The sequence below is a fragment of the Williamsia muralis genome (genome assembly GCF_051487485.1).
Classification (GTDB): domain Bacteria; phylum Actinomycetota; class Actinomycetes; order Mycobacteriales; family Mycobacteriaceae; genus Williamsia; species Williamsia muralis_B.
In genome coordinates this window covers 129,779-151,820 of the sequence record NZ_JAHVCV010000011.1, presented here as the reverse complement: position 1 = coordinate 151,820, position 22,042 = coordinate 129,779, and the positions used below count along the sequence as shown (strand labels likewise).

The 22,042-nt window shown below is 62.2% G+C and carries 24 protein-coding genes; 9 read left to right on the top strand and 15 right to left on the bottom strand.

Going from position 1 to position 22,042, the window contains the following annotated elements:
- The first annotated feature begins 12 nt into the window (after positions 1–12).
- The 6 genes from KXR83_RS24295 (at position 13) to KXR83_RS24270 (ending at position 5,355) form a co-directional block, all read left to right on the top strand.
- Complete coding sequence (locus KXR83_RS24295; protein WP_023957057.1) at positions 13–1,278, top strand: DUF7373 family lipoprotein; 1,266 nt, start codon at positions 13–15, stop codon at positions 1,276–1,278.
- Between the two features lie 13 nt (positions 1,279–1,291).
- On the top strand, positions 1,292–1,690 hold the full coding sequence (locus KXR83_RS24290) for a hypothetical protein (protein ID WP_023957055.1): 399 nt from the start codon (positions 1,292–1,294) through the stop codon (positions 1,688–1,690).
- Positions 1,687–1,887: a hypothetical protein gene (locus KXR83_RS24285; protein ID WP_023957053.1), complete on the top strand. Its 201-nt coding sequence runs from the start codon at positions 1,687–1,689 to the stop codon at positions 1,885–1,887. Before KXR83_RS24290 ends, KXR83_RS24285 begins: the two co-directional genes overlap by 4 nt.
- Before the next feature lie 90 nt (positions 1,888–1,977).
- Positions 1,978–2,139, top strand: coding sequence for a hypothetical protein (locus tag KXR83_RS24280; RefSeq protein WP_437427053.1), 162 nt, complete (start codon positions 1,978–1,980; stop codon positions 2,137–2,139).
- Between the two features lie 764 nt (positions 2,140–2,903).
- Positions 2,904–4,382 carry a flavin-containing monooxygenase gene (locus KXR83_RS24275; RefSeq protein ID WP_437427063.1) on the top strand — a complete coding sequence of 493 codons (1,479 nt, stop codon included), beginning with the start codon at positions 2,904–2,906 and terminating at the stop codon, positions 4,380–4,382.
- A gap of 424 nt (positions 4,383–4,806) precedes the next feature.
- Positions 4,807–5,355 carry a MepB family protein gene (locus tag KXR83_RS24270; RefSeq protein ID WP_437427052.1) on the top strand — a complete coding sequence of 183 codons (549 nt, stop codon included), beginning with the start codon at positions 4,807–4,809 and terminating at the stop codon, positions 5,353–5,355.
- Positions 5,356–5,394: 39 nt separating this feature from the next.
- Here the strand turns inward: KXR83_RS24270 and KXR83_RS24265 are convergent, their stop codons facing one another.
- The gene (locus KXR83_RS24265; protein ID WP_437427051.1) at positions 5,395–6,078 is read right to left on the bottom strand and encodes a TetR/AcrR family transcriptional regulator; all 684 of its coding nucleotides are present in this window, start codon (positions 6,076–6,078) and stop codon (positions 5,395–5,397) included.
- Positions 6,079–6,178: 100 nt separating this feature from the next.
- On the opposite strand from KXR83_RS24265, the gene KXR83_RS24260 reads away from it, so the two are divergent.
- Positions 6,179–7,780 carry an MFS transporter gene (locus tag KXR83_RS24260; protein ID WP_437427050.1) on the top strand — a complete coding sequence of 534 codons (1,602 nt, stop codon included), beginning with the start codon at positions 6,179–6,181 and terminating at the stop codon, positions 7,778–7,780.
- Positions 7,781–7,899: 119 nt separating this feature from the next.
- On the opposite strand, the gene KXR83_RS24255 is transcribed toward KXR83_RS24260, so the two are convergent.
- The 7 genes from KXR83_RS24255 to KXR83_RS24225 form a co-directional block, all read right to left on the bottom strand.
- Positions 7,900–8,382, bottom strand: a complete 483-nt coding sequence (locus tag KXR83_RS24255) for a DUF4188 domain-containing protein (protein WP_437427049.1) — start codon at positions 8,380–8,382, stop codon at positions 7,900–7,902.
- 155 nt (positions 8,383–8,537) lie between these two features.
- A complete protein-coding gene (gene corA, locus KXR83_RS24250) occupies positions 8,538–9,578 on the bottom strand; it encodes a magnesium/cobalt transporter CorA (RefSeq protein ID WP_437427048.1) in 1,041 nt (346 codons plus the stop codon).
- A 165-nt stretch (positions 9,579–9,743) separates the two neighbouring features.
- Positions 9,744–10,364, bottom strand: coding sequence for a response regulator transcription factor (locus KXR83_RS24245; RefSeq protein WP_437427047.1), 621 nt, complete (start codon positions 10,362–10,364; stop codon positions 9,744–9,746).
- A complete protein-coding gene (locus tag KXR83_RS24240) occupies positions 10,361–11,518 on the bottom strand; it encodes a sensor histidine kinase (protein ID WP_437427046.1) in 1,158 nt (385 codons plus the stop codon). The genes KXR83_RS24245 and KXR83_RS24240 overlap by 4 nt, the downstream gene beginning before the upstream one ends.
- Positions 11,515–12,333 carry an ABC transporter permease gene (locus tag KXR83_RS24235; RefSeq protein ID WP_437427045.1) on the bottom strand — a complete coding sequence of 273 codons (819 nt, stop codon included), beginning with the start codon at positions 12,331–12,333 and terminating at the stop codon, positions 11,515–11,517. Before KXR83_RS24235 ends, KXR83_RS24240 begins: the two co-directional genes overlap by 4 nt.
- Positions 12,330–13,271, bottom strand: coding sequence for an ABC transporter ATP-binding protein (locus KXR83_RS24230; RefSeq protein WP_437427044.1), 942 nt, complete (start codon positions 13,269–13,271; stop codon positions 12,330–12,332). Before KXR83_RS24230 ends, KXR83_RS24235 begins: the two co-directional genes overlap by 4 nt.
- Positions 13,268–13,579 carry a hypothetical protein gene (locus KXR83_RS24225; protein ID WP_437427043.1) on the bottom strand — a complete coding sequence of 104 codons (312 nt, stop codon included), beginning with the start codon at positions 13,577–13,579 and terminating at the stop codon, positions 13,268–13,270. Before KXR83_RS24225 ends, KXR83_RS24230 begins: the two co-directional genes overlap by 4 nt.
- A 238-nt stretch (positions 13,580–13,817) precedes the next feature.
- Between KXR83_RS24225 and KXR83_RS24220 the strand changes: the two genes are divergently transcribed.
- A complete protein-coding gene (locus KXR83_RS24220; protein WP_437427042.1) occupies positions 13,818–14,207 on the top strand; it encodes a hypothetical protein in 390 nt (129 codons plus the stop codon).
- Between the two features lie 117 nt (positions 14,208–14,324).
- Here the strand turns inward: KXR83_RS24220 and KXR83_RS24215 are convergent, their stop codons facing one another.
- On the bottom strand, positions 14,325–15,512 hold the full coding sequence (locus tag KXR83_RS24215) for a serine hydrolase domain-containing protein (protein ID WP_437427062.1): 1,188 nt from the start codon (positions 15,510–15,512) through the stop codon (positions 14,325–14,327).
- Between the two features lie 228 nt (positions 15,513–15,740).
- On the opposite strand from KXR83_RS24215, the gene KXR83_RS24210 reads away from it, so the two are divergent.
- The gene (locus KXR83_RS24210) at positions 15,741–16,178 is read left to right on the top strand and encodes a hypothetical protein (protein ID WP_437427041.1); all 438 of its coding nucleotides are present in this window, start codon (positions 15,741–15,743) and stop codon (positions 16,176–16,178) included.
- 220 nt (positions 16,179–16,398) lie between these two features.
- Here KXR83_RS24210 and KXR83_RS24205 read toward each other — a convergent pair whose 3' ends face one another.
- The 6 genes from KXR83_RS24205 to KXR83_RS24180 all read right to left on the bottom strand — a co-directional run bounded on the left by KXR83_RS24205 (position 16,399) and on the right by KXR83_RS24180 (position 21,953).
- A complete protein-coding gene (locus tag KXR83_RS24205; RefSeq protein WP_437427040.1) occupies positions 16,399–17,181 on the bottom strand; it encodes an SDR family oxidoreductase in 783 nt (260 codons plus the stop codon).
- Between the two features lie 61 nt (positions 17,182–17,242).
- Positions 17,243–18,052, bottom strand: coding sequence for a hypothetical protein (locus tag KXR83_RS24200; RefSeq protein ID WP_437427039.1), 810 nt, complete (start codon positions 18,050–18,052; stop codon positions 17,243–17,245).
- On the bottom strand, positions 18,049–19,014 hold the full coding sequence (locus KXR83_RS24195) for an LLM class flavin-dependent oxidoreductase (RefSeq protein ID WP_437427038.1): 966 nt from the start codon (positions 19,012–19,014) through the stop codon (positions 18,049–18,051). The genes KXR83_RS24200 and KXR83_RS24195 overlap by 4 nt, the downstream gene beginning before the upstream one ends.
- 3 nt (positions 19,015–19,017) lie before the next feature.
- Positions 19,018–19,794 carry an ester cyclase gene (locus tag KXR83_RS24190; protein WP_437427037.1) on the bottom strand — a complete coding sequence of 259 codons (777 nt, stop codon included), beginning with the start codon at positions 19,792–19,794 and terminating at the stop codon, positions 19,018–19,020.
- A 96-nt stretch (positions 19,795–19,890) separates the two neighbouring features.
- On the bottom strand, positions 19,891–21,534 hold the full coding sequence (locus KXR83_RS24185; RefSeq protein ID WP_437427036.1) for an AMP-binding protein: 1,644 nt from the start codon (positions 21,532–21,534) through the stop codon (positions 19,891–19,893).
- Positions 21,535–21,728: 194 nt separating this feature from the next.
- Complete coding sequence (locus tag KXR83_RS24180) at positions 21,729–21,953, bottom strand: hypothetical protein (RefSeq protein WP_437427035.1); 225 nt, start codon at positions 21,951–21,953, stop codon at positions 21,729–21,731.
- Positions 21,954–22,042: the final 89 nt, after the last annotated feature.

Sequence of the window (22,042 nt, the reverse complement as noted above, 5' to 3'; positions counted from 1 at the left end):
AACCACCACCTCATGGCGACGACACAACGGGTGCTGCCGATGGCGGCCGCAGTCTTGGCCGCTGGCCTGCTCCTGGGTGCGTGCAGCACCGAAACCTCCGGGACTTCGGTGGCAGCGGCAAGCAGCACGCCCGCCGCACCGCAGGTGGACAAGGCGGCGCTGAACCCCGGGACTTATCCCACGACGCCGGCCGCCCCTTACGGGACAGCCACCACCGATACCATCCTCGAGATCGAGGGTCAGCGCCTCGCTGAGTTTGTGGTCGTTCCGTTCGAGGTCGACCCAGAGCTGACCGAGGTGAAAATGCCCACCCAGGTGCTACGCACCTACAAAAATCTGTCGATGACCCTGGGGGAGGGACAGATCAATGTGCCGGCAAACAAAGAGATGCTCTACGGTTTCGTCTCCACCGCCGCCACCGCGACCGCCACAGCCAAAGAAGTAGGCCGCTCGCTGGTGCAGATGGTGTTGCGGTACAAGGACTCCGGCCAAGCCACTGCAGCCGCGCAGCAGATGCACGATTCGCTGATCGACGAACCCGATCCGGCACTGAAAGAAAAGGCTGAAAGGATCGACGTCCTACCCAAGACCCTGGTCTCAACCGGCGACACCGCTGAGGGTGGGGTGTCGGTCAACGCGTTCACTGCACACGGCGACTACGTCCTCTACACCTGGGCATCAGCGCCGGCCGCCGGCAGGGGCTGGACCGCACAGTCTGTCGCCACTGCCCTCAAGTTGCAGGAGCCGTTGATCGACAAGTTCCCGGCCACCCCAACCAGGGAGCAAAACGGCGGTACGGCGGCGCCGCTACCGCAGGTCGATCAAGACAGCATTCTGATCTACGCCATCCCCGAGGAAGACCCCGACGCCCAGGGTGGCAGCGACATGGCCGTCTACGGTCCCCGCGGGATGACCCACCGCTCCACCAACCCGCCGTTGACCTACAAAACGCTCACCGATGCCGGTGCCCTGCACAACGCCAGCTACAAAACCACCGTCTACCGGGCCGCCACCACCGTCGACGCCCAAAAGATCGTGGATGTGTTCATCGGGGACCTGATCAGCTCCGACGGCTTCACCCCCGCACCGTCCCCGCCTGGGCTGCCCAACGCCAGCTGCGCCACCAAAGACACCGCTGACGGCACAAAGGACTACTGCATGGTCGTCAACGGCCGCTACGTCGGCGAAGCATCTGGCATAGACAACAAAACCGATGTCGACCGACTCATCTCAGCGCAATACCTGACCCTCGATCACGCCGACCAAGACGCCGAATAGAGTGGCCGGGAGTATGGCGAGCGCACTGCACTACCGGCCATCGCAGGTCAGCGCCGAGCTTCAGCACACCACCCTCGCGGTGGCCTGGAAAGCAGCCGACATTTACGCCCTCGAACCGGCCAGCACCGACGCCATCGCCGAGGCCGGCACCGCTCTTACTGGCGATACGGCCCAGATTGCACTGTTGGTGGCGGTCGTTAACGATGCCGCCTGCCACCTGGCCAACGACCGGATCCGGGCGTCTGCGCGGCCGGCCGACCCTACCCGCTGGGCGAATTGGCAAGCATCAGTGGGTGAACTGTGGCCGATCCTTGCCGACGCCGCCTACTTCACCTACCGGCATGACATACCCGTCACCAATAGACCCGGAAGGTACGAAACCGCTCCGCCGACGTCGTCGGCCAGCCAGTGACGACCGAGAAGGATCCGCCCGCCGCCGAGCCCGCCCATTCCGTCGACCCAGGCCAAATCGAGCCGACGCGCATCGGCCACCAACGCCACCCGGCACGCCTCCGTATCGTCGGGGGAGACCTGGTTGTGTTATTGGCACTCACCGCCATTGCAGGCCTGGCGATCGGCCTCGTCACGCTGATTGAACACCTCGGCTAGGTGTGCCAGAAGTTGACCGCGACCTGAATTGAGTCCGATCCGTCGCCGTGGATCCATCTCTGGCCGAAAATACGACAACGACCGGAAGCAGTGGTCGGCCTAGCCGCAGCCGGTTGCCGGTTCGACAACGAACCCGACGAGTTCTTGGAGATCGCACCAGCACGCGCGGCGAACAGAGCAACCCGCGACGAACTCGTCGCCCGCGGCGACGTCCTTACCGCCGACGGCGGAACGCCCGAGGAATTTCACTGACTGGACCGGCAGTCCGCTCGCGATTGACAGACGGCCACAGTGGCCGATTCTGGCCCCAATCACGTCGAGGTGTTGGCGAGGTCGCACCGGCTTCACAAACGGCGACGGCTTCCGGTCGACAGCGACATCCACCGGTGAGTCGTCGGCAGAGGAAACTCCCGAACGTTTGTGCGATGAGCATCCACGGTCCGGTCCGGTCCGGTGCGGTGGATCCGAGGATTGCTCTGGCGCGGTACCAAACCAATTCACCCATCACTTACCCATCACTTTGAGCTGGATTCCCAGAGACGGACTTGGTTGGCTCTGGACACTGCAACCGCATCCTTGCTGCTCAGCAGTACAGGCGTGGACTGCAGTAGACAAGTAACGATGTACGAAGCGAGATCAAGAGGTTAGGGGTTCGAATCCCTTCGGGCGCACCACAGATACGGCCCACACCATCGCACTCGCGGGGGTGTGGGCCGTTTCTTTTGCCGAGTGGGCCGAACGTCGGACGGTCCCAGGTGTAGGTAATCATTTGTGCAACAGCAGATTTAAAGCCTGCGACCGAGGCGACGGCGCGACCACCTGACCAGCGGCCATCTTCGGCAACCACCGCCGCTTCTGCTCTGATTCCAGAGCCACGATTGACGTGACATCCACGAGCGTAACATTGGGCAATGGCAGTAATGTGGCTCGTCAACGGCTGATGGAGGGGCGGCGAGTGTGTCCCTGACCAAGCACCACGTACCTGAAAACGAGAGGCCTGAATCGTGCCCGAGACGCTGCGTCCGCACTACGAGATCGTCATTGTCGGCGGTGGTTTTTCCGGTTTGGGGACCGCGATCGCACTCAAGGAGGCCGGTTTCCACGACCTGCTCATCGTCGATGACGCCGATGGCCCCGGCGGCACCTGGCAGTGGAACACCTATCCGGGTGTGGCGGTCGACATCCCGTCGTTCAGCTACCAGTTTTCCTTCGCTCAGCGATCGACCTGGTCACGTAGCTACGCACCTGGCCGTGAGCTACGTATGTACGCCGAGCAGATCGTCGACGAATACAACCTCACACCCCACCTGCAGTTCTCCACCCGCGTTAATAAGGCCACGTTCGACGCGCAGTCCGCGCACTGGTTGATCTCGACCAGTGGGGAAGATGTCACCGCGCGCTGGCTGATCCACGCCGGTGGACCGCTGAGCCAGCCAAAACTGCCCGACATCGACGGCATCGACACCTTCGAGGGCGCGACGATGCACACAAGCCGATGGGACCACGAGGTGTCCGTGGCGGGTAAACGGGTCGGGATCATCGGTACCGGAGCGACAGCCGTGCAGGTGATCCCCGAGATCGCAACCGATGTCGAGCATTTGACGGTCTTTCAACGCACCCCCATCTGGTGTCTACCGAAACCGGACTTCCCCCTCGGTCGCCTCGGACGCGCAGGTTTGAAGAAAGTCCCCGGTGTCAGGCAGGGCGCCCGCCTGGCGAGCCAGGCGTTCGTCGAGGCGACGTTCCCGGTGCTGGCGCACTTTCATCGATGGATTCCCGGCACCGCCGCCCTCGAAGTTGCCGCCCGCAAGTATGTCGCCATGCAGGTCCTCGATCCGACCACGCGGAGCAAGCTCACGCCGACCTACGCCCTCGGGTGCAAACGGCCGAGCTTTCACAACTCGTATCTGTCAACGTTCAACCGCGACAACGTCGCCCTGGAAACCACGTCGATCGAGGCGATCACCCCGAACGGGATCCGGACAACCGACGGCGCCGAACACGAACTCGACGTACTCATCCTGGCAACGGGTTTCAAGGTCACCGACAAGGATGCGCTACCGACCTATCAGCTCACCTCGGACGACGGCACCGACTTGGCCGAGCACTGGGATGCCGAGCGGTTCCATTCCTATCAGGGCGTCACGACGGCGGGCTTCCCGAACTTCTTCACCGTCTTTGGCCCATACGGCTACAACGGTGCCTCGTTCTTCACGCTGGTCGAGAACAGTGCGGCCCACATCGTGCGGGTACTCGATGAAGCTCGCCGCCGCCAAGCCGCGTCGGCCGAAGTGACCGCGACCGCGCAGGAAAAGTACATGACCTCGATACTGGCGCGCCGCCCGCTGCAGGTGTTCACCAACCCGACCTGCGCGGGCGCGAATAGTTACTACTTCACGAAGAACGGTGATGTGCCCTTCCGGGCATCGACCACACTCGAAGCAGCCTGGCAGAGCCGGCGGTTCTCCCTTGCCGACTACATCTTCGCCGAGTAGGAGTGCCGATGCAGGACTCCAGATCAAGGGTTAGGGGTTCGAATCCATTCGGGCGCAACACAGTTACGGCCCACACCATCGCAATCGCGGGTGTGGGCCGTTTCTCTTGCCGAGTGGGTACCTCGTGAGGGAGAGTTCTGCGCTAAAACCAGTTAGCGCGGTTCGAGTTCCAGACGGGTAGAGCCGATAGTCTCTGTTTCTGTCGGGCTGGGGACACCGAGTCTTCGGGTCGGCGCTGAAGCGGTCTGGCCCTGTCGGCGACCCGCATCGCTCATCCTCTGCTGGCTGGCGGCGGACGAAACCTGCAGAAGCGCGACTGAATCGTCTGTCGGCCGATCTGCCCTCGGTTCACAGGATCGGTATCGCCCGAATGACTGTCGGACCGCTCGCAACGTCGATGAGCGGGCGATGGGAGACTGACGCCATGACTGTGCCCGAGGTGCAACCCGCGTCGACGCACTGGCCGGCGAACTCGCTTCCGCCTGACCTTCTCGCCGCAAAGACCTTGATCTATGACGTTGCCGCAATGGCATGTTCGCATCCCGTGCCGGAGGTCGAAGGCGCGGGATATGGCGCCCACGAGGTCACCGTGGCAGACCGCGCGATCAGATTCCGGGTGGCCAAGACAACTCCGAAGAAGCCCGGACATTTCGTCACCCTGTGGACCAGGACTGCGCACGGACCCATCGCACCATTCGATATGACCGACGATGTCGACCTGTATGTGATCAGCACCCGTGCTACGGATGGATTTGGCCAATTCGTCTTTCCGCGAAGGCTACTCGGTGCCCACGGAGTTCTGTCGACGAACTCTGTGGGTGGCAAGCGCGGCTTCCGTGTGTATCCGCCTTGGGTCAGTGTGCACAGTCGCCAAGCTACGCTGACCCAGGCGTGGCAGATCGAGTTCTTCCTGGAGGTGCCCGCAGATGGTGCCGTCGACACCGCGACGGCCAGAAGTTTGTACGGGCAGTAGCCGCTCCGACTTCACCGCCTCAGCCGCACAGTAGGTGCGCTACTGCTGTGACCACCACAGCATGGCCCGGTCGGCACTTGATTCAGCGTGGGCGCGTTTGTCGCCCATACCGACGAAGTGGTTGACGGCCATGGGCCGCAACACCATCGATACCGGGTCGGCGAAATGGGCGAAGTGCCCGGCCATCTCGAGAGTGACGAAACCGTGTACGGCACTCCATAACTCGGCGGCGATCTGGCTGCTGTCGTTGACCGAGACTCGACCTGATTGCGCCAATTTCTCGCAGGCGTCCACCAGCACTGCGTAAGCGGACGCGAATCCGCTGGCGGTCTTGTTCTCGGGGGATCCGACGTAGCGATAGGTGCCTCGCGTGGACAAGCCGAACATCATGTCGTAGAGGTGGGCGTTGCTTTGGGCCACGCTACGAGTGGACAGCGCAATGGCGAACAACTGCACCCCGGGGTCCGCGTCGGCCTGGGATGCCGCCTTCATGGCTGCTGCCAAGTCTGCATATCCGTGGGCCACCACATCCTGTAGGAGTTCCTTCAACCCGCCGAAATGGTGGTAGACGGCGATGGTGGAGACGCCGGCGGCGTCGGTGATCGTCCGGACTTTCAACTGCTCAGGGCCGAACTCGGCCAGCAGATCCACGGTCGACCGGATCAGACGTTCACGCACCGAGTCGGTGGGCTCGGATGGGTGTCGCTCCTGTGCGCTTGCCACCAGGACATGGTTTCACACCGTCGGCGATGGCCCTCTCAGCTGAGCGACCTCGGGATCGGCCTCAGAGTCAATCCTGCTGCCGCCGTGCTATAACTTCATTATGCTGACCCTGCGCCAGTCCTCGACCAGGTCTGTCAACAAAACCGCCGTACTGATCACACTGTGCTTGGCGGTGTTCGTCGTGAACGTATCGACGACGATCATCAACATCGCCCTGCCGACACTGGCCACCGAGATCGGTGCGTCGACTCGGGATCTGCTGTGGATCGTCGACGCCTTCAACCTCGCGTTCGCGGCACTGGTGCTGGCGGGCGGCTCGTTGAGTGATCGCTTCGGTCGCCGGCCGATGCTGCTCATCGGCCTGGGGGTGTTCCTGATCGCGTCGATGGTAGGTGCGCTGAGCAGCGATTCCACCACCCTCATCGTGTGGCGAGCGGTGGCCGGTGTGGCTGCGGCGATGGTGTACCCGGTGACGCTGTCGATCTTGGCCAACGTCTTCACCGAGCGCTCCGAACGGGTCAAGGCGCTCGGTTTGTGGGGCGCTGCGACCGGCCTGTCCGTCGCGGTGGGGCCGGTAGTGGGAGGCGCGCTGCTCGAATCGTTCTGGTGGGGTTCGATTTTGGTGTTCAACGGCGCGGCCGCAGCGGTCACGCTGCTGTTCGCTCTTCGGTTCGTACCCGATTCGCGCGACCCGGCCACCCCTCCACTCGACTACGTGGGTCTGGTGTTGTCGACCGTTGCGCTCGGGACGCTGGTCTACTCGATCATCGAAGCGCCCGATCGTGGATGGGGGTCGGCTCCGACCCTGATCGGATTCGCAATCGCCGCAATCATTCTGGTCGTCTTCGTGCTGCATGAAATCCGCGTGGAGCATCCGATGCTCGACGTGCGATTGTTCACCAACCTGCGTTTCACCGCGGCGAGCGGTGCAGTCACCAGCGCGTTCTTTGCGCTCTTCGGCTTCATCTTCTTGGTGACACAGTACTTTCAGTCTGTACGCGACTACGGGGCGCTCGAGACCGGTGTGCGGATGTTGCCCGTTGCCGGGTCGATCGCGGTCGCGTCGGTGCTCGGTCCGCGTCTTGCGGTCCTCATCGGATCGAAGGTGGTCGTCGCGCTGGGTCTGGTGTCGCTCAGCGCGGCCTTCGGGTGGGCGTCGACACTGTCCATCGACACCGGCTACTGGACCATCGTCGGTCAGATGGTGTTGCTGGGTGCTGGTATCGGATTGACGAGTACGCCTGCGACAGAAGCGATCATGGGTGTTGTGTCGCCGGAGAAGGCGGGCATGGGCTCGGCGGTCAACGACGCCACCCGCGAATTGGGTGGGACGCTGGGTGTCGCGGTGATCGGGTCGGTGGCGCTTTCGGTGTACCGCGACCACCTGCACACCGAGTCGCTTCCAGAGCCGCTACAGGAACCGGCACGAGAGTCGGTGGGAGCGGCCCTCGCAGCCTCCGAACAGGCCGCAGCGACGCTCGGACAACTCGGCATCGACGTGGGAGCCCGGCTGGCCGACGCTGCCCGGCTGAGTTTTGTGGATGGCTTCACCACCGGCTGCGTGGTCGCGGGCGTGGTGACGGCGGTGGCGGCAGTGCTCACCCTGATCTACCTGCCTGCCCATCCTGTTGCGCCGGTCGGTGGCGACACCGACGACAACAACGCGAAGGTGCCGGGGGACACGTCAGTAGTCGACAGGTAGCCGAGGTGGCTGTCGGGATCGACTATCCCGCACCGTGTTTCCTGCGCCGCGAGAGCGCTGTTGACAGCGCCGGACGGGCGGCCGTGTGGTCACGGTTGATGATGACCGTGGATTCGACGTTACCGAGTGATCTTGCGTGAGCCGAGGCGTTGGCTGGCGCGCATGGTGTCCTTGGTGATCGGTACCTGGCCGAGGGCTTTGGCAAGGCCAATCGGTGGCATGTCGCCGTAGATGGTCTCGCTGGCAGCGACCTCATAGGTTTCGTGCCAGATACCAACGGCGGCAACGGCCTTCCGCTCGCGTCGAAAGAACGCCTTCTGTGCCGGTCGGTGCAGTAGCGCCACATCTGCTGCGTACGCGTACAACGACTCGGTGTCCCGCCAGTACTGGATGGACGTCCCTCCGTCCTTACCGAACACCGTGCGATAGCCGAGCAGACCCGACTCCGGGTCACTCGAGAGTTCTTTCACCATGCGGTACTGCCCGACAAGAACAGGCAGCCATGCATCAACCCGCCAGATCTTGTTCATGCGCATACCGAGGAGAAACACGACCACGTTGTCGCCAGACGTACGATCGTGGGTCGTTTTAACAACCGTCATTTCACGCTCCAATCTCAACAGTCGAACCCGATACCGTCGACTATAACTTCGTTACACCTGGTGTGCGGAAGATTTGGAGACTTGGGGTGTGTGCAAAAAGAGTCTCTGCCCGCGTCCGAGAGCACCGCAGTCCGAATTGAGCGAGATCGGCTCGGTCACAGCCACTTTTGGCGTTTGAAGATGACGTAGAGGCCAATGGCCATGAGGATCATGGCGGCGACGGCGGCGGGGTAGCCGTATCGCCAGGACAGTTCGGGCATGTGGGTGAAGTTCATTCCGTAGATCGTGCCGACCAGGGTCGGGGCGAACAGGATTGCACCCCAGGATGAGATCTTTTTGACTTGCTCGTTCTGGGAGATGCTGACTTCGGTCATGGCGCGGATCTCATCGTTTTGTCGTTGTGCCACCAAGGTTGTTTGCACGGCCAATGCGTTTTGCAGGTTGGCGCGGAAGGTGTCTGCTTGTTCGGTGATCTGAATAGTGTGGTCGAGGACGTCGCGCAGGTAGCGCTGGAGCTCGATGTCGACTTTGTACTTGTCCGATCCGCGTTCGAGTTGCCCGATCATTTTCACCAGCGGGTGAGTGGCTCGTTGAAAAGCAATCACTTCCCGGGACAGGTCGTAGATGCGGCGGGAGACGTCCGGGTCTCCGTCGAAGAGCTGGTTCTCGATTTCGTCGATGTCGTTTTCCAATCCCGCCACGACGGGATCGTAGTCGTCGACCATGCGGTCGAGGATGGCGTAGAGCACCGCTTCGGTACCCAGCCGCAGGAGGTCGGGGTCCTCTTGCATGCGGGTTCGGACCCGCCCGATGTTGGGTGATTCGGCGTGGCGGACGGTGACGACGAAGTCCGGGCCGACGAACACGTGGATTTCACCGAACTCCACGGTCTCGGTGTCGTCGAGATACCGGGCGGGATGGAGCACGACGAACAATTGGTCGTCGTAGCGTTCGAGTTTGGGACGTTGATGCGCGGTGACTGCATCTTCTACGGCCAGGGGATGCAGGCCGAACTCGTCAGCGACGGAGGTCATTTCAGAATCGTCGGGTCGGTAGAGCCCGATCCAGGCCATGCCGCCGCGCTCGCGCATGACCTCATAGGTCAGGTCGAGGCTGGGTGGGTTGTCGGTCCGCACACCATCGACGTACACCGCGTTATCAACGATCGCCACAACAGCACACTCTAACGGCTTCATCGCTCGCCGAGTGGAGACCGCCGATGCCGCTGACAGAAGACGTCGCCCGCCGCAACGGCGCCATTTTCATGCGCTGCGTCAGAGCGGTGTTTCGCTTCTTGCCGTGGCTGTCGGCTTCGCGGCGATACCGACCTTCGAGAGCGTAGGGCCGATGGTCGTTTCGGGTTAGATCCACCCGTACTTGCGTGCTTTGAGCGCTGCTTCATATCGGTTCGAGGCGGCTAGCTTCGCCATGGCTGTGGACAGGTAGTTGCGGGTGGTCCCCACGGATAAGTGGGCGCGGACCGCGATTTCTTCGGTGGAGGCGCCGTCGAGGGCGAACTCGAGGACGTCTGCCTCGCGTGCGGTGAGCACCGTGTTGCCGGTGCTGATGGCGTCGGCGGCCAATTGTGGGTCGACGTGTCGGCCGCCGTTGTTGATGGTGCGGATTACGTCGGCGAGTGTTGCTGCTGAGGTTGTCTTGGGTAGGAAACCGCGGACCCCGGTGGTGAGAGCGCGTTTGAGGTATCCGGGCCGACCGTGGCTGGTGACGATGAGGATGCCGGCGCCGGGGGTGAGCGTGAGAATCTCAGCGGCGGTGTCGATTCCGTCAATGCCGGGCATTTGTAGGTCGATGACGGCCACGGCGGGTTGATCGCCGTCTGTGATTCGGCGGCGCCACAGGGCCAGGAGTTGTTCGCCTGACTCGACACTCCCGACGACGTCGAGGTCGTCTTCGAGGTCGAGCATGGCGGCCATGGCGGTCCGGATGAGCGTTTCGTCGTCCGCCAGCAGGACTGGAATCACGTTTTCTCCCATTGTATTTCGAGGCTGAATGCGTTGTCGGATGCTGACGCGTTGAGTGTTGCGCCGACCTGGGCGAGACGTTCGGACAGGCCTTGGAGTCCGGTGTGTCCGTCGGTGTTGCGGATGGAATCCTCGGTTGCGCCATTGTTGTGCAGCGTCATCCCCGCTGCGCCGATGGAGAGGGTCGCCGAGGTGGCAGAAGAGTGTCGGACGATGTTGGTGGCGCCTTCGCGCACCACCCACGCGGCGACTTCGTGAAACTGCGGGGGCACCGTCTCGGGGTCGCCCTCGACGATCAGTGTGCATCCGGCTGCGGCCAGTAGCGAGCGAGCGCCGGCAACTTCGCCGTCGAGGTTGATACCGCGGTAACCGCGGACCAAGTGCCGCATCTGGTCCATCGACTCCACGGCCAAACCCTTCACCTCGTCCATCTCGAGAGCGGCCCGGTCGGCGGCGCCGGCCCGTAAAAGTGTCGCCGCGAGTTCACTTTTGACCGCAATCGCCGAGAATCCGCGGCCGACGACATCGTGGAGATCGCGCGCGAAACGCAGCCGCTCCTCGGCCACCTGTAGACGTGCCTCGACGTCCTTGGCGCGTTCGAGTTCGTCGACCACTTGCAGACCCCAGAGAGTCAGCAGTGTTGTGCCGACGATGAACGCGGCGATGACAAACGTGATGGACGCCAATTGGGCTATCTCTGTCGGGGACTGGCCGAAGGCGGCTCCGGTCGCAACACTGATGCCGACTACTACCCACCACCTGCGGTGGAGGAACGGAACGATCGACAGCGACGCCAGCACAGTGGCGAAGATGCCCGTCGTGCGTGCTGCATCGAGATCAGACTGGGCGGTCGAGATGTTGGCGGCGACCGCGGCGGCGGCCCACACCGCAACCAGCATCACTGCGGCCAGCGGCAGGGCCCAGCGGCGGATGACGAAGGTCCTCGCTATGGCGACTGCGGGTTGTGCTTGTACTGCGAAGATGGCGGCGAGCCCGGAAACGATCATTCCCGCCGACGCCCACGGTGCGCCAGGAATGGCGGTCGCCGAGACGACCGCCACACCAGCGACGGCTACCTGCAGGGTGAGCTGGGTATAGAGCCGGAACTTCGCCGGCCCGGAGAGCTCATGCCACCAGGGGGCCATTCGGTTCATCCGCGGTCGTCCCAGCGAAAGCTTGTTGCGACTATTGCCAACGCCAGGGCCGTCCATACACCCAGTGTGGCAAGGGGTTGGGTCATCTCTGTGAAGGTGCCTGTGAAATCGAGTGCCGGGTCGGTTTCTGCTGCGGTTGCCGGCAAGCCCGATGCGCCGAGTGAGATCAGATCAGACAGTGCCGCGAACGGGGTCCAGGAGACCGCGTCGGCGAGTTTGTCGGGGAGGGTGTCGCGGATCGATGCCAAGCCGATCATCGCGAGCATCATCACCGGGAGTGAGGTGATCTGTGCTGCTTCGGCGTTTTTGGTGACCGCGCTCGTCGCCAGGCCAAGGAGGGAGAAGATGACTATCCCGGCGACGAGTGCCATACCTAGCGCGATCGGGTTGACTGGTGCGGGAGCGCCGAATGCGTAGATCACCCCACCGACGACGGCTGCCCCCACCAGGGTGAGTAGCGCGCCGGGTACCGCGGGCGCGGTTTGGATCTGCCAGTCCGACGCCTCGCCGGTGCGGAGTCGTTTGAGCACTCCTTCGCCGCGGCGCGTGGTGATCATGGACAACACCGAGTAATAGGTCACGAACAAAAACGCCATCAATGCGAACATTTCCAGACCCGTGGTGGCGACCTCGGTGGTGGCGCCGGTGTCGTTACGGGCGATGAAGAACGTGACCAGCGGAAGGGCTACCGGAAACACCGTTCCCATCACCACCAGCGTCTTGTTGCGAAGGAACTGTTTGTACTCGGCCTTGGCGAGAGAGGCCAGCGGGCGCCGACCGAAACCGACTGTTGAGGTGGTGGCGTGCGTGGTCATCGTGGTGCTCCGATCATGTCGGGGATGGACGCCGAGGGGTCGGCGGGGTCGGCGGCAACGTCGAGGAACACTGATTCGAGCGTGGCAGCTCGTGCCTCGAGGCCGTTGAGGTGCAGGCCATGGGCGGCGGCCCAGGCCAACACCATCGACAAGTGGTTCTGTAGGTTGTGGGTGTCGACGGTGACCTTGGCCCGGGCATCGACGTTGGCGCCGGCCAGCGGCGGCAACGCCAGCCCGGGATGATCGAAGACGATCCGGGCTGGGTGTTCATCGACGATGTCGCGCAACGTTCCCCTGCGGGCGATCTGGCCTTTGTGCATGATCGCAATCCGATCCGCCAATGCCTCGGCCTCGTCGAGATAGTGGGTGGTCAGTACCATCGTCACTCCGGAGGCCTTCAGGTCGGCAAGCAATTGCCATGTCGCGCGGCGACTTTCGGGATCGAGGCCGGTGGTTGGTTCATCGAGGAACAGCAGTCGGGGTTGTCCGACCAACGCGCACGCCAGGTCTACCCGGCGCTTCTCGCCACCGGAGAGTGCCCCGACCCGGACGTGGGCCCGGTCGGTCAGGTTGACCTGTTCCAGGACGACTTCGGCGGTGGTCGGATTGCTGCAGGTTCCCCGCCACATCGCGAGAGTTTCGGCGATGGTGAGCTCGGCGGGCAGACCGCCGGACTGCAGCATGATGCCCATGTGGGGGCGGACCAGCGCGCGGTCCTTACGAGGATCGAGGCCAAAGACCTCGACATCGCCGGCTGAGGGAGCCGATAGGCCTTCCAGCAAGTCGAAGGTTGATGTTTTCCCGGCACCGTTGGTACCCAGAAGAGCAAAGACTTCTCCCTCGGCGACGTCCAGATCTATGCCCTTGACGGCCTCGAAGGCATCGTTGCCATGACCGTAGGTCCGCCGCAAACCGCGTGCAGTGATGACGTTGCTCATCGCTGACCCCACTTCCGGGTGCCCACGGTCCAGCGGCCGGCGAAGACCGCAGCGATGACGACCGCGGCAACGGTCGCACCGATCGCCCCAGGCTGGGTGACCACGAGAATGGCAACGGCCACAAGAACGGTGGCCACGATGACGGCCACTTCGCGTCTTTGTGTCGGTGCGGGACCAATTCGCACGGCGTCTGTGGCCAGGTTGGCCAGTGGTGATTCGTTCGGTGTGTTGTTCATGGCAACAACATTGGCGCAGTTCAGGCTCTGCCAGTAGTGCGCGCCATCATCGGTATCGGCACGCTTTGTCACCTGCGGTCGATGACAAAAGTCATAGAAGCCTGGCCACCTCGTGAAAGCGCGGACGACTGGTCGACGAGTCCGGGGACTGCACGTCCATGGCCATCAGACTTACGACGTGCAGTGTGCGAGAACGGATCCGATGACCTTCGGTGTCAAAAGACGTCCCGTCAGTAGCGCATTGCGTTCGAAATCTACTCATAGCGGACATCGCAACCCAGAAGACAAGAGTGAGTCTTACTCTGGTCCGATGCACACGTGGCTTCGGCGTTGGAGACAACGGCGCCAACTCAACAAGCTCGGCCCACGCGCCGACATCGCAAGCTTGGCTCGATCCTCGGTTCCATCCGATGTAATTCGCACGGAGGCGGTTCAGGATTTTCTCTGGCAGGTCGAGATCAAGCGTCGACTGACAGAAGCCCCGGGCACCCAGAAGCAGGTTGCGCGCGACCTCGGTATCCCAGTCGGGCTGTTGAACCGGCTCGCTCGCCGCCCGTTCAGCATGACGATCATGGTGACCACAGCCGCCGAACCGGTCACGGTAACCCTGGAACGCTCCGAACTCGAAGACTCTCTGGGTGGCGCCGCCGCATTGGATGAGGCAATCGTGATCTGCACCCGTTACGACTCCGAGAACTGACTCAGCAGACCAGCCGTTGTCTCAGCGCCGAAGCGCCTGGATGTCGAGTACTGCCGGCCGGCCCCCGGGAGAGTCGCTCGATGTCTGCGCTCGTACGATTTGGTCGCCTGGAACGCGTCAAGCCGCTGGCGGTGGGTTGTCTGGCTGGAGGAGCGTACCGATGGCGGTGCCGATCGGTACGGCGTTGTTGGCGTCGGAATTGGCCGTTGGTCCCAGCGTGGCGTAGACGATGATCGTCATCTTCGATTCGTTGTCATACAGAACTACGCCGTTGTATCCACCGAACGACGGGTTCATGAAAAGCCAGTTGTTCAGATGGGCGGTGCCGAATGCAAAGAACTTCTGCGTGGTCAGGGGGCCCAGGCCGGCGGTCGAGGGCGCCATCATTTCTTTGAATGTGTTGTCCGACAGCAGTTCACCGGAAGCCAGTGCGCGAACCCAACGAGCGAGATCTGACACAGTCGAGTTGGTGTTGCCGCTATGGAGGAATGCTGTTGGGTTCCAAAATGCAGAGTCCTCGAAGACCCCACGTTCGTTGGTGTAGCCGTGCAGAATCGGTTCGGCTATCTGGGGTGTCATCATCACGCTGCTCTCGCGCATTTCGAGGGGCGTGAAGACGCGCTCTTGCAAGAGTTCGCCCAGCGTCTTGCCCGAAGCCTTCTCGAGCACGACGCCGAGGAGGCAAAGATCACTGTGCGAGTATGCGAAGTTCGTTCCTGGCTCGAACAATGGCGGGCGAGCGTTGGCAAGGTCGAGAATCTCCTGTGAGGTGAAGCCTTTGATCGGATTGGCGTAGAAGGTCTTCAGGAACTCAGGATTCGTCACGTAGTCGGAAATGCCCGATGTGCTGTTGGCGAGCATTCGTGGGGTGATCGTGTCGGCGCGCGGAAAATCGGGCACCCACTTGGCGATCGGCTCATCGAGGCCCAGTGTTCCGGCGTCGCTGAGTTGCAGCAGGACTGTCGACAGCATCGGCTCCATCGGCTGGCCGACTCGCAATTGCATGCCGGCCGTGGCAGGCACGCCGATCGGCGACTCGCCGGCTGCGTCGACGATTACCTCTTCGTCGCCGCGCCACACTCCGTAGACCGCGCCGCTCAAATCGAGTTCGGCGAGTTTGGTGCGAACGATGTTCACGATTGCGCCGACGTCTGCGGTAGCGCCTGTCGAGCTCGGTTGTGCCGTGGTCTGGTCATCGCCGCTGGATTTGTCCGATCCGCACGAGAGACTCGTGGCCGCGAGGACAGCAATGAATGCGGTGGCCGCACCTCGATGGAGCCGCCTTGACACAGTCATGAGCTTGATCCCTTCGTGCGCGAAGCCGAGTGGGAGTCGATGCTGATCGAAGTGTCAGCTCCGAGGGTGTGAGTTTAACTTCTAGCCACGTTCCGTACGTAGCTTTCGTCGGAGAACAGAACTTGTGACCGTGTAGCTCCATGACACTGCCCGTTTTCAAAGACCCCTCTTTAATTTCTGCGCCGAATCATCTACCGTTCGTTCGACCGCGCTTTCATGCCACAGAGGGGTTGACGTATGGGCCAGGTACCGAGTCGCGAGGCGCGTCTTGCGCATGCAAGCGTGCACGCCGAATTATGGAATGCCGGTAAGCGAGAGGAGTGGGTTGCCTCGTGGCGCACCATCGTTCCGGGTGCTGTTCGCATGTTCGATCCGGTGGGGACAGAAGAGAAAACGGGTTTTGACACCGCCACCACTCACGCATTCGATCTCTTTCAAAAACTGCTGCGCATCAAGATGATCACGGTGCAGGTCAACGGCAACGAGATGGCGTGGGTGTGTGAGAACCATTTCGACGCCGGGGGCAAAACTCTGACCACCCACAGCATCGAGACGTTCGCGTGGGATGACGACGGAGACCTGCTCATCAAGACGTACTACCCCATGCCCGAAAGTGTGGGTACCGACAGTGATCCGTATGCTCATCTCCTCGAGGGTGAGTCTCCGCTGAAGTAACTGCAGCACAGACGAATCGCCGCCCAAAATGATTCTGTCGGGTACGTGACATACGCCCGGTGGAACGACCACGGCGAGTAGGAACGAAACCGATTCCGAGCTCGCGCAGCAGCGGGAGGATTGTGTCCTCGACGTCGCGAGGCCCGAGCGAGTACTCGGTCCCGACTCTGGTCCGTTCGGAGGTTCCGGCTGAGGGCATCCGCGCTTGTGTGATGCGACGTCAACCGAATACGTGCGCACCACGTATCAGCGCATCCGCGCCGCTGTCGATGAACATGACCTGGCCAGTCATGTTCGTGTTCTCTTCGCTGACAAGCCACACGAGTAGATCGGCGACTGCGGAAGGTTCAGCAGGCCTGCCGGTGAGGGGCATCGGCACCGCCTTCAAGAGTTGCTCCCACCGTTCTTTGTCCTTTCTCATCGGAACGGTCATGGGAGAGGACACGACCCCTGGGCCCACCGCGTTGAGTGGTATGCCTGCGCCTGCCCAACTGCTCGAAATCGATTCCTTACGAACCCATTCCGAGATTGCACGTTTTGTCGACGCGTAGACGGAGGCAGCGTACTCGGTTGATGCAAGTTGATCGGCGATCGCTGTGGCGGACGGTTCGTCGCCGTCGGACAGCGCATCGAGCAATTTGGCATTGCACGCCATGAGGGCGGCGAATGACGACACCACGACCGCGCGCGGGGCATCGGAACCGCTGAGAAGGGGGCGCAATGACTCCAGAGTGGAAATTGCCCCGAAGTAGTTGACCTTCACCGCGAGCGATGTTCGTTCCGCGACACCCGCTACTGCAACGATGGCGTCGATGCGGCCCCCAGTGAGGGCCGAGACTTCACCTGCGATCGCGTCACGTCCAGAGCGACGTGCCAAGTCGATTTCGACATCGGCGTCATGGAGATCTACGCCGACCACTCGGTGTCCTCGACCCTCCAGGGCCGATCGTGTGGCCAGTCCGATCCCGGAGGCAGATCCGGTCACGACGTAGGTGCGGGTCATTGGTGGACCCCTCCTTCACAGGGAACCGGCCGGGCAGCAGTGCCGGCGTGAGTTCTTGGTGTCACTGCGACTCATCCCAGTAATTAGTGAGTCCGACGGGCAGTTCGTCCAACGCCATTCGCGGCTCTAGACGAGTCGCCAGATCTCTGATGGTTCCAGGCGTCCACTCAGCGTCATCTGACTGCATGAAGACGAGTTCGGCACCCCAGACTTGCCGGTCTGAGCGGAGCGTCGACGCTGCGGAGTTGTCGAAGCCCGTCAAACTTCGGATGGCGCCGCGGGTCAAATTGTCTGCGGCAGTGCCGAACCGAGCCCTCATCTCCTCCCAATGCACTCGTAGGCCCTCGCTGCGGTCCTCGACATCGGCGAAGTACGGGATGGCGGTCTGGAGGGCGGCAGCCTGGCCGCCCGGACCACTGACGAATACAGGCAACCTGAGCTGGTGGGGAGTCGGTGTGACACGCACGGTCGTCCAGGAGACCCCCGAATTGGCCTCGAGCAATGCTGGAGTGGGCCAGCGTCCGTTGGTGGTGGCGACGGGTCGAGCTCGGGCTGCGGCTGTCACTATGCCGGCAGTTTCCGCCAAGACGTCGCTGTCGTCACCCCGAAGGATCAGCACGAGGCGACCACTGAGCACTTGGTCAGCCACAGCGGCCTTCTCGGCGAGATGTATCGGGTGGCCTCCTACGGACACCTCGACAGCTACGAAACCCACCCGTTGACGGGACGCCAGTGAAGCGGCGAGGACGAGACCGTCTACCGGGTGTTCGCCCTCGCGAATCAGGATGCCCGCAACCCCGATCTCGTCCGCCTGAGACCAGATGGACTGATCTGTATGGGCAAACCGTTTTGTGGACATGCCTATTCTCACGATGCGGTCCTCAGATTGTGCACGACCTGTTGCGAGAGGTCGTGCATTACACGGCGGTAGTCTTCGGGAGCGGTGTCGCTGCGGATCTGGAGGACGAATGTATCGACCCCGGCATCTTTGAGCTCTAGCAGCCGGTCCAGTACGTACTGCGGCGATCCGATGATGGCCGAGTCGCGGGTGCGGGCTGATTGGCGATCGAGGAGATCAGGCCTGGAGAACATCGGCGATCCGTCGACCATGTACCAGGCGCCGGCGTACTCCCGATAATGCCGAATCAGGCGATCTGCGACGTCGTTCGAACTCGTATTCTCGTCAGTGATCCACGTGTCGATCAGCATTCCCGTACGTCCGGGAAGAAGCCCATGAGACTGTGCTTCGTCGGCCGCCAGGTCGATGCGGCGGCGAACCTCGCGGGTACTCAGCGTGTTCGGTAGCAGCAAGGAGAGTCCGCGACTACCCGCGCGCCGTATTGCCGCCTCTGCTATGCCGCCAACGAATATCGGGATGTCCTCGGTGGCATCATCGGCCAGCAGCGTGTCGAGATGCTGGCTCATTCGTCGGCCGCGTTGTTGTCGAGCTATCCCAACGCCGTCGTATTCCTCATCTCGGTACCCAAGTCCGACACCGAAGTCCAGGCGTGCTCCGTGGAGTTGGCGCAGCGACGAGAGTTCGCGTCCCACCTCGATCGGATCGTGCATGGGAAGCAAGTGCATTGCGGTGCCGACTCGCAGAACGCTCGTGGCGGAGAGGATTGCTGAGGCGGCCACGAGTGGCTGTGGGCACCAGCCGTCGTACCAGAAGTGGTGCTCCGCCAACCAAAAACTGTCGAATCCGAGTGCTTCTGCGAGCGTCGCGTCGGCGAGCATCTGTTGGTATAGCGACTGCCAGGGTGCGGGCGCGTAGACGGTCGAGCGCATGGTCCACAGGCCGAGCCCTACCTGAATATCGTTGCCTTGAGACATCGTTCAGCCATCCTTCAGTTGTCGCTGGACGGCGACACGATTGCTCACTCCGTGAATGTCGGCGAGGATGCCGCTGTGGACGGAGGCGAACGCGCCTGCGTAGGTCTCGACCGGAGTGCCGACCTTGTGATCAAAGTCCGCGAATCCGCCGGTGTAGCGCCCGCGAACGGTGATGTTGAAGGCGAGGCGTCCGCTTCCGATCACGACCGCGTTGAGTGAGGTTGATTCGACGTCGATCTGCGGCTGGACCGCTGATGCCTGGCCAGGATCGAAGTCCGCGCCGATGGGAGGCCAGTGAGTCAGGCGCGACCTCCACTGGTCCAGAGCATCGCCTTCGTCTCCATGCGCGGCGGACGCGTGGGCGGTCCATGGGTCAATTGCCGGCGGTCCGAGAGGGTCGGGTGTGCCGGTCGCGATCTGGTGCCGACGCCCCAAGTGATCTTGTTCCACCCAACACTCTGCCAGGCGACCGTGCTCCGCTCGATAGATCGCAACGCCCGTCCAGGCGGCCAGGTGGTGCGGTTCGCGAAGGGATGCACCATGTTCGCTGAACAAGACGGCGGTGTGGTCCTCCTCGGCGATCAGATCGTGGATGGTGTAGCCGAGGTTCGGAAACTGGGCGAACTGGTGACGTACTGCCGGCAGGTAGTGGTCGTCCCGACCGACCAAGGTGTTCGTGCCCATGTGGAGCGTGTAGTCCGACGACATGATCTCTCGAGGCACTTCGAAGTCGTGGCTGTTGACGAATGCGTACACATACTTCCGCATGGTTTCGAGCATTCCGTGCCTCCTACCTGGTTGTTGCGCCCCGAGTGGACGCTTTCAGCGTTCGCTTTTCGACAACAGCCTTTGTCCAGCTGTAGGTGATTGCACGACTCAGTCGGTCGGCGTGGAGGTCTGTGACCGCACAGGCGGTGCAACGACGATGCCTGCATCGGCGAGTTCGCGGGCAAGCGCGTCCCGGAGTTCAAATTTCTTGATCTTCGTGCCCGACATCGGCCATTCGGACACAGTCCGCATGTAACGCGGAATCTTGTAGGTGGCAATGGATCCGACGCAGAACTCTTGCAATTCAGGAGTGGTCAAAGACTGACCGCTGTTGAGTTCGACAAACGCTGCTGCCACCTCGCCGTACTTCTCGTCGGGTACCCCCACTATCTGCACGACGCGGATGGCCTCGTGACGCGACAGGAAGTCTTCGATCTCGATGGCCGCAGCATTCTCGCCGCCGATCTTCAACATGTCCTTCAGCCGGCCACCGAACCGCACGATGCCGTCCGAGTCGACGCTGGCTCGGTCACCGGAGTGGAAGAATCCGTCGGCATCGAACGCCGCAGCCGTCTGCACCGGATCTTTGCAATAGCCTTCGAAGCACGAGTACCCACGGAAGCACAACTCTCCCATGGTCCCTCGAGGAACCTCATCACCGGTCTCGGGGTCGACGATCTTGACCTCCATGCCTTCGACGACCCGTCCGAGTGTCGAAATGCGAACCTCCAGCGGATCGTCGGGATGGCCCATGGTCAAGTTTGTCGCGCATTCAGTCGATCCATATGAAGTGACCTGTTTTGCCCAGGGCATGCGGGTCTCGTACTGGGCCATTCGTTCGGGTGTGGCTATGTTCTGGATGAGTCGTACATGCGACAGATCGGTCGTGTCGAAGTCGCGGTGGTTGAGAATGGACAACCAGATCGCCTCGAAGGATGGGTAGAGAACTGTGCACTTCTCTGCCGCAATTACCCGCAGCGCGTCTCCGGCATCGAAATGGCCTGCGTGGCAGTAGGTTGCACCCGCACTGAAAGCTCCGAACATGGGAACAATGCCGCCGCAGTGGAAGAGGGGCAGGGGATCCCAGAGGGCGTCGTCTGGGGTCAGCAGGAGGCGCGTCTTCGCGATCTTCTCGCCTTGACGACTGATCGCCTCGTGAGTGAGTAAGCAGCCTTTGGGACGTGCCGTAGTGCCCGATGTGTACATCAACAGGGCAACGTCGCGAACGCGGACGCGACTCTGCCGCACTTTCACGGCTTCGGTGGTGACGTTGTCACCCGCCCGGTCAAAAGCGTCACGGTCGAGGGAGCTCTGATCGCGGTATGAGAAGTTCACGATGTCGCGAAGGGGGCTGCCGGATGGCCGCCCAGCGTCACGCGTGGCGCTTCGTAGCACTTCGGCCACCAGCGCAGGAAAGTCTGTGCCCTGGTCGTCGCGGCTGGTGAGTAGCACGGTCAGATCCGCATGGTCAATCACATAGCCGGCCTCCTGCAGTTTGAAACGGCCGTTGATCGGCACACTGATCGCGCCGATTTTGGCGCTGGCGACCAGGGCCACGATGAAGTCGAGGCAATTCGGCATGAGGATGCCGACCTTGTCTCCGGCGTTGACGCCCAGGCCGATCAGGCTCGCTGCAAATCTGTCTGTGCGCGCAGACAGTTCGGGATAGGAAAGCCGCTCTCCGTCAATGACGGTGGCAATTCCGGTGTTGCGATCTGCTTGCCGGTCAACGACATCACCCAACGTGCTCACACTTGTCCACATACGTGATCCCCTCGACGCGCGATCGTCAACCTACCAAACGACTGGCAGTTTAGCGTGAATATGTTGATCCAGGCAAGCGGCGAATAGCTGTACTGCGGCAACGAAACACCCAATGCGCCGATCGAAAGACCACCTGCCAGGAAATGAATAAAGCAGTGCCGCAATGGTATCCGCCTTCCGGTTCAGCGATCGTCGCTGATCATCGGCGTGTTGCGTTGGCATGCAACCGCTCTGGCGATCTGGGTACGTGACTCCGGGTCGTGTTCATGTCCTACCAATCGGAAGGCGTTGTCGACGAGCACGAGGTAACGCGCTCTGGACACTCCGTAACGGATGAAGATGTCGGAGGCTTCCGCGCCGCCGAACGGCGCCCATATGAGGAGGTGCTCCAACAGGTCGCGCGCCATCCTGGGCGACAGGTCGCAAGGGTGGCGATCTGCGGACGAGTGCCCATCTCGTGCGGGCGGGTCGCTGGCGTGCGTCACATGAAACTCCG